Consider the following 6509-nt stretch of genomic DNA (forward strand, 5'->3'; position numbering starts at 1 on the left):
TTATGGAAACGATAGATAATGAAAACTTGGTGGTTGGGGTAATCCTGAATTATAATACAACAGCAGATACAAAAAAATGTATTAACTTTTTACTTCAGCAAAAGTATGAAAACTTTATGATCATTGTTGTAGATAATTTTTCATCCAACAGGACGCAAGTTGAAAACTTAAAAAAGTTCTGTCATGAACAGCAGATTATCTTTCTTCCATCTGATAAAAATGGTGGATTTTCTTACGGCAATAATATTGGAATAAAAAAAGCAATGCAACTGAATGCATCGTGGGTTTTGATTATTAATCCGGATGTGGAGATAAGAGACCCTGGATACATTGACTTTATGGTAAACGAAAGTTGTAAATGGAATAATATAGGGGCGATGGCGTCGAGAGTTTTATTACCAGATGGAGAAAACCAAAACCCTATGAGAGAATTAACAGCATTAGAAGAGATACTTTATCCTATAGAATACATGAAGCAGAAGCTAAAAATAGGGGGAGGTTATAAAACGGAGGAAAGGACAGGCTATTGTGAAAAATTCTCCGGCTGCTGCTTTTTTTTATCCAAATCTTTTATAAAAAAAGGGAATCTGCTTGATGAAAATGTATTTATGTATTGTGAAGAGCCTATTTTAGCTAAAACTTTGCAAAATAAAGGTTATAAAGCTCTTTACGTAGATGAAGTAACCGCATATCATCAACATATATCTTCGCAGAAACCTAGCAGTAATGCGGCAAGAATGATTGCGTTTTTGAAAAGCCGTAAATATTATATTAAAAATTATAGTGGCTATAATTCTTTAGAATGTATACTGGCTATATTTATAAGAAATTTACAGCTTATCATTTGGAAGGTGAAAGAAAAATATGGAATACATAAAAAAACCCACTAATGTATATTGGGATTTATTGGTTATTTTACTTTCAGGAACCATTATTTTTAGCCAGACAGTTTTTTTCCTGGTTTCTACTGTTTACCTTCTCATATTGATACAGAAAAATCATTTTAAAATACTATTACCTAAAATAGGAGGATTAAAATTATATATTTTCTTGGTCGTATGGGGAGGTGTTCTAGGTTATTATCTCTATCCTATTAGGAATGTGGCAAGAGATATTTTTTATTTTACATCTACATTATTATGGATTTTGATAGGTGCTAACTTTATAAAAAATAAAAGGGGAGCCTCTCTTTTAAAGACCTTATATATATACGCATTTATAGTTTCAATTTATTGCTTTTATATTTTTTTGATAAATGGAAATTTTGATTTTAACGGCATACGGCTGAATTTTGTAACGGGTGTGTATGATATTGGATTTATTTTACCTATTATGATCCTTAATTCATTTTTTAATAGGCATTTTGTGTTTTCAAAAAAATTAGATACATTAATTATTATTATAGTTTCCGCACATGTATTTCTTTCGCTTGGACGTATATCCATATTTGTGCCGTTAGCATCCATACTTTTAGTTGCGTTTTTAGTGCTAATATATAAAAAAAATCGTAAAAGAAGCTTCTTGCAAGTATTTACTTTACTAGTATTATTAATACTTTTGGCCGTAGTTACTGTGACTATTATTCCTAAAGATGTTTTGAATTTTTTTTCAGGGAAAGTCGGAGAATCCCTCAATGAACTGGACAACTCTCAGATTATTGATTCTACGGAAAGTGCGATGAATAATTGGAGAGCTTACGAAATGCAAGCTGCTATAAAGCAATGGATTAGCAGTAACTTTTTTGAAAAAATAATAGGAAGTGGATTAGGAAGAGGAATTCACATCGATTATATCCCATATTCCTGGTCAGAAATGGTTGAAAATAACCAAATTCCACTATTACACAATGGCTACTATACAGTATTAATTAAAATAGGAATATTAGGAGTGCTGGCTCTCTTGACGATATTCCTCAGCTCCTTAAAAAAAGGAATAGCAGGAATCAAAAGAAGAAATAGAGAAATGAACGTATATATCCTATTAATTATTATTTCTTTTGGAGGAATTTTGTACACATATACGATAAGGGGACCTGTGCAAGAAGGAGCATTTCTGATCTGGGGATTCTTAATGGGGGTTTTGAATACTAATTTTTACAGTCCTTTTAAGGAAGAATTAAGTTATGAAATTGGTAGTGAAAGAGGGGATATAGATGATAGTAAAGAAGAAAAAACATCGTTTATGTAAAAAATATTATTTTTCATATCAATAATCTTAGAGAGAAAATAACCTTATTTGAAAATGAGGAGTATTAAATTATGACAATTCTTTCAAAACTGACTTCCAATGGGAATGAAAACACCGTAAATGTGCTAAAAAACATAGCAAATGCCGTAGTAATCAAGGGCGGTGGTATTATTGTCGGTTTACTAACAACGCCTGCCTACATGGATTATTTCAGTAAAAACGAAATATTAGGTATTTGGTTTACGATTTTGTCGGTGGTTACTTGGATGTTAAATTTCGATTTAGGTATAGGTAATGGACTCAGAAACCGTCTGGTAGAGGAATTTGCATGTAGTAATGATCAAAAAATAATCAAATGCTTAATATCTTCTGCATATGGTTTTTTATTAAGCATTTCCGTCTTAGTTGGCACAATCGTGTTGTATTGTACTAATTTCATTGACTGGACAGAATTTTTTGGAATTAACACAAACACTGTTTCTAATGCAGAATTAAATACAGCGATGCGAATTGTGATTTTTAGCATATTTCTACAGTTGGTGCTTCGACTATCGACCTCCATTGAATATGCATTACAAAAGTCTTATATCGCCAATCTTCTTGTACTTGTAACGAATACAATGATTCTAATCTATGTTTTAGGGGCAAATTTCTCAGGATATAACAATAATATCGTTATATTGGCTATTGCATATATGCTTGCGGTAAATATACCGCTTATATGTATAACAATCGTACTGTTTTCTGGAAAAATGAAGTTTGCCGTACCAAGTATAAGGTACTGTAAAATTAAATATGCCAAAGAAACATTAAAGTTAGGAAGTTTGTTTTTGATTATACAATTAGAGACAATGTTACTTAATAATAGTAATGCTATTTTAATTACTAAATTATGTGGAGCAGATAGAGTAGTAGAGTATAATGTATATTTTAAAGTATTTTCCCTGGTTAATACGTTTTATGCACTAATTACAATTCCAATATGGTCCGCTGTAACAAAGGCGATGGCTGGAAAAGATTTTGTCTGGATAAAAAAGGCATTAAGAGGCTTACAATTAGTTGCGGTCTTATTTTCAGTAGGGCAGGTTGCAGTATTTCCCATTATGCAGATAGTTTTTGATGTTTGGTTAGGCAGTAAAACATTTGCAGTCAGCATACCACTTATGTTTTGCTTTGCCTTGGAACAGTTTTTTATGGTATGGTCCAATCTAAATGGTTCTATCGCAAATGGACTTAGTGAATTGAAAATTCAGACAGTTCTTATGAGCATTGGAGTGTTTTTATTATTTGGCGTTAGCGTTTTGCTTACACATATAAGCAGGAATTATTGGATTATACTTGTTTCACATTGTTGTGCATTAGCGCCTTACTGCGTTATACAAAGTCTGTGGATTGAAAAATATCTTAAAATGCATAATAAATCTGAACCATTTTTGTCATGTATGAAATAACAAGAGTTTTGAACAAATTTAAGAGGTGATCCTTATTTCCATTATACAATCCATCCTCACGAACATCCTCAAAGCCATCTATGAGCCGTTTGGTTTTGCACTTCTTCTCGCCGTTTTTTTCATGTTCTTTTACCTGTTTGCAAAAGCAACGAGCTGGACGAAAGCGGTGAAAATCTGGTGGGAAATGTTTCGGAAATCGAAGAGATTCCGTCATCTGTTTTTGTTGTCTTTTTATGTGGCGCTGATGCTGTTCCGGACACTTTTAAATAGAAGTATCTGGAGTAATCCTCTATCGAATATTTTGGGCGGCTGGGGACTTTATGGGGACGATGGCGAGATGACGACAGAAGCCATTGAAAATATAGCGTTATTTCTCCCGTTTACTGCGCTGTTGTACTGGACCTTTCCGGAAAAATTTGTGGATCACAGAAGTACGGTGCGGATGATCGGAAGAGCTCTGGTGATCAGCTTTAGTGTTTCACTTGGAATCGAGAGCCTTCAGCTTCTGTTTTGTCTTGGGACGTTTCAGTTATCCGATCTTTGCTACAACTCGATTGGAGGAACGGTGGGCGGTTTGGTGTATCTGGTGTTTCGAAAAGGATACAAAGTGTGGAGAAAAAAACGGTGCGGGGAGAATGAGTTATGAATACACAGGAACGAGATTTTTTAAAAATAATTTCAGCGGCGCTGACCGGACAGACGGCAGAATTTACGGGATATCGGACAGAGGAAGAATGGAAGTGTCTTTATAAAATCAGTGTCCATCAAAACTTATGGCCCATGATCTATGAACAGATCTATCGTCTGGCTCTTTATACGGTTGTTGCGCCGGATATTCGGAATCAGTGGATGAGTGAGACAGTAGCGGCTGCCGGCCGTCAGATTGTGCAGACTGAGCGTTTCGCCAAGCTTTGCGAAACGCTTCAGGAACATGGAATTCGCTATGTGGTTCTGAAAGGGATTTCCTGCAAAATCTGGTATCCCAAGTCAGAGTTGCGGCCTTCTGGAGACGAAGATATATTGATCGATCCTGGAGATTTGCAAAAAGTGGATGAGATTTTGAAAACACTTCATTTTATAAATGAAGAGAGCATCCATGTACCCGACGTGAAAGACGAGCAGGAGATCAGCTACCTTGCACAGGATAATTCCCTGTATGTGGAAGTTCATCTGAATGTCATTGGAAAGGAAAATCAGATGCAACGGCATCTGAATTCACGATTTTATGATAGCTTGGATCAGACGGAGGAAATTATGTTTGAAGGGCATCGATTTTTTGTTTTGGAGCCGACGACACAGATGATCCAGCTCATGTCCCATTTCTACAAGCATTTTTATGGTTCCGGGGTGGGCGTCCGTCAGATGATAGATCTGATTCTGGGGACACAAAAGCTTTCCGGGCGGATAGACTGGAAACAGTTCGAAAAGTTTCTCGAGGAGAGTCATATGAGAAAACTCTTTGCGGCCATTTTGAATGCAGGAACGGATTATCTCCACCTGGATCTTTCCATGGTGCCTAAGGGATTCGTGAATAAAAGTGTGCGTCCGGAAATTTTGATGGAAGATATGTTTACCGGAGGAATTTACGGCTTTGGTGAAAACAATGACCGAAAACTTGCCGGGTTTTCTGCGGTAGCAATAGATTCCGGGGAAAGCAAATGGAAACGGATTCTGTTTCCGTCCCGTATTCGGTTGGGGAGCCGTTATCCGAAGCTTCGTGAGAAGCCGTTTCTCTATCCCTGCTACATCCTTAGAAGATGGTGGGAGCTATTTGGAGAATATGGAACAGGACGTGAGAAAAGGAAGCTTTTGAAAAAGCGGATGACAATCGCCAAGAAGCGAGACAAGGTTTTGAAATATTATCGTTAAATGAGGATGTTATATGGAGCTGTGGCGTAAAGGAACCGGAAAGCTCGGAAAATGTATTTGATTTTCCAAAAAGCGACTGGTAAAAGAATATCATGGAATATGAAAGAGAAACCCATGAAAGAAAGGCTGGTTGTTTATGGAAAGAAAAAGCATTACAAAGAAGTCACTGGAAAATTATGAATCTTTCTTGAGACAGGAAGAGAAGAGTCAGGCCACGGTTGAAAAGTATCTGCGTGAGATCCGGGTACTTTCGGTATTTATGAAGGGCGCAAAAATTTCAAAGCCAAAGATTCTGGAGTACCGGGAACGGCTGATCGAGACATATCAGCCTAAGACGGTCAATACGAAGCTTTCAGCAATTAATTCGTATCTTGAATTCTCTGGGCTTTCCTCCTGCGTGGTGAAGTTACTGAAGATTCAGCGGCAGGCGTTTGTAGATGAGGAAAAAGAGCTGACAGAAGAGGAATACCGCCGTCTGCTTGAGGTGGCAAAAAAAAGACCTAATCTGCGGCTTTATTATGTGATTCTCACGATTTGCGGAACTGGAATCCGGGTAAGTGAATTGAAGTTTATAACGGTGGATGCGCTGAAAAGTGGAAAAGTACAGATCCACTTAAAGGGGAAAGACCGTACTATTTTGCTTCCCCAAAAACTACGTGGAAAACTGAATCAGTATGTGAGTATTCAGTCCATCCGTAAGGGGCCGGTTTTCCAGACAAGAAGCGGAAAACCACTGGACCGCAGTAATATTTGCCACGAGATGAAGCAGATCTGCGAGGAGGCAAAAGTGGACAGGGAAAAGGTCTTTCCACACAATCTGCGCCACCTGTTCGCAAGGTGTTTTTATGCGGTAGAGAAAAATCTGGCTCTTCTGGCAGATATACTCGGGCACTCTTCGATTGAGACGACACGGATTTATGTGGCAGAGGGGGTCAGGACACATGAACGGATTTTGAAAAAGATGAGGCTGATTGTATAAAATACCACAGAATGACGATTCTG

General features: G+C 37.1%; 6 protein-coding genes. All 6 read left to right on the plus strand.

What is annotated here, in order from left to right:
- The first annotated feature begins 2 nt into the window (after positions 1-2).
- The 6 genes from AOA56_RS09510 to AOA56_RS09535 all read left to right on the plus strand — a co-directional run bounded on the left by AOA56_RS09510 (position 3) and on the right by AOA56_RS09535 (position 6486).
- On the plus strand, positions 3-890 hold the full coding sequence (locus AOA56_RS09510) for a glycosyltransferase (RefSeq protein WP_053769516.1): 888 nt from the start codon (positions 3-5) through the stop codon (positions 888-890).
- Positions 865-2187: an O-antigen ligase family protein gene (locus AOA56_RS09515; protein WP_024733495.1), complete on the plus strand. Its 1323-nt coding sequence runs from the start codon at positions 865-867 to the stop codon at positions 2185-2187. The genes AOA56_RS09510 and AOA56_RS09515 overlap by 26 nt, the downstream gene beginning before the upstream one ends.
- Before the next feature lie 71 nt (positions 2188-2258).
- Positions 2259-3638 carry a lipopolysaccharide biosynthesis protein gene (locus tag AOA56_RS09520; protein ID WP_024733494.1) on the plus strand — a complete coding sequence of 460 codons (1380 nt, stop codon included), beginning with the start codon at positions 2259-2261 and terminating at the stop codon, positions 3636-3638.
- Positions 3639-3663: 25 nt separating this feature from the next.
- Positions 3664-4284 carry a VanZ family protein gene (locus tag AOA56_RS09525; RefSeq protein WP_053769517.1) on the plus strand — a complete coding sequence of 207 codons (621 nt, stop codon included), beginning with the start codon at positions 3664-3666 and terminating at the stop codon, positions 4282-4284.
- Positions 4281-5507 (plus strand): nucleotidyltransferase domain-containing protein, encoded by a 1227-nt coding sequence (locus AOA56_RS09530; protein ID WP_053769518.1) that lies wholly within the window; start codon positions 4281-4283, stop codon positions 5505-5507. The genes AOA56_RS09525 and AOA56_RS09530 overlap by 4 nt, the downstream gene beginning before the upstream one ends.
- Before the next feature lie 136 nt (positions 5508-5643).
- The gene (locus AOA56_RS09535; protein ID WP_051411923.1) at positions 5644-6486 is read left to right on the plus strand and encodes a tyrosine-type recombinase/integrase; all 843 of its coding nucleotides are present in this window, start codon (positions 5644-5646) and stop codon (positions 6484-6486) included.
- Positions 6487-6509: the final 23 nt, after the last annotated feature.

This window comes from Sellimonas intestinalis, assembly GCF_001280875.1.
Taxonomy (GTDB): Bacteria; Bacillota; Clostridia; order Lachnospirales; family Lachnospiraceae; genus Sellimonas; species Sellimonas intestinalis.

What these genes read in the sequence shown, in the direction of transcription:
- AOA56_RS09535 (WP_051411923.1), top strand. Translation starts at nt 5,644, where the DNA reads ATGGAAAGAAAAAGCATTACAAAGAAGTCACTGGAAAATTATGAATCT.
- AOA56_RS09530 (WP_053769518.1), top strand. Translation starts at nt 4,281, where the DNA reads ATGAATACACAGGAACGAGATTTTTTAAAAATAATTTCAGCGGCGCTG.
- AOA56_RS09520 (WP_024733494.1), top strand. Translation starts at nt 2,259, where the DNA reads ATGACAATTCTTTCAAAACTGACTTCCAATGGGAATGAAAACACCGTA.
- AOA56_RS09515 (WP_024733495.1), top strand. Translation starts at nt 865, where the DNA reads ATGGAATACATAAAAAAACCCACTAATGTATATTGGGATTTATTGGTT.
- AOA56_RS09510 (WP_053769516.1), top strand. Translation starts at nt 3, where the DNA reads ATGGAAACGATAGATAATGAAAACTTGGTGGTTGGGGTAATCCTGAAT.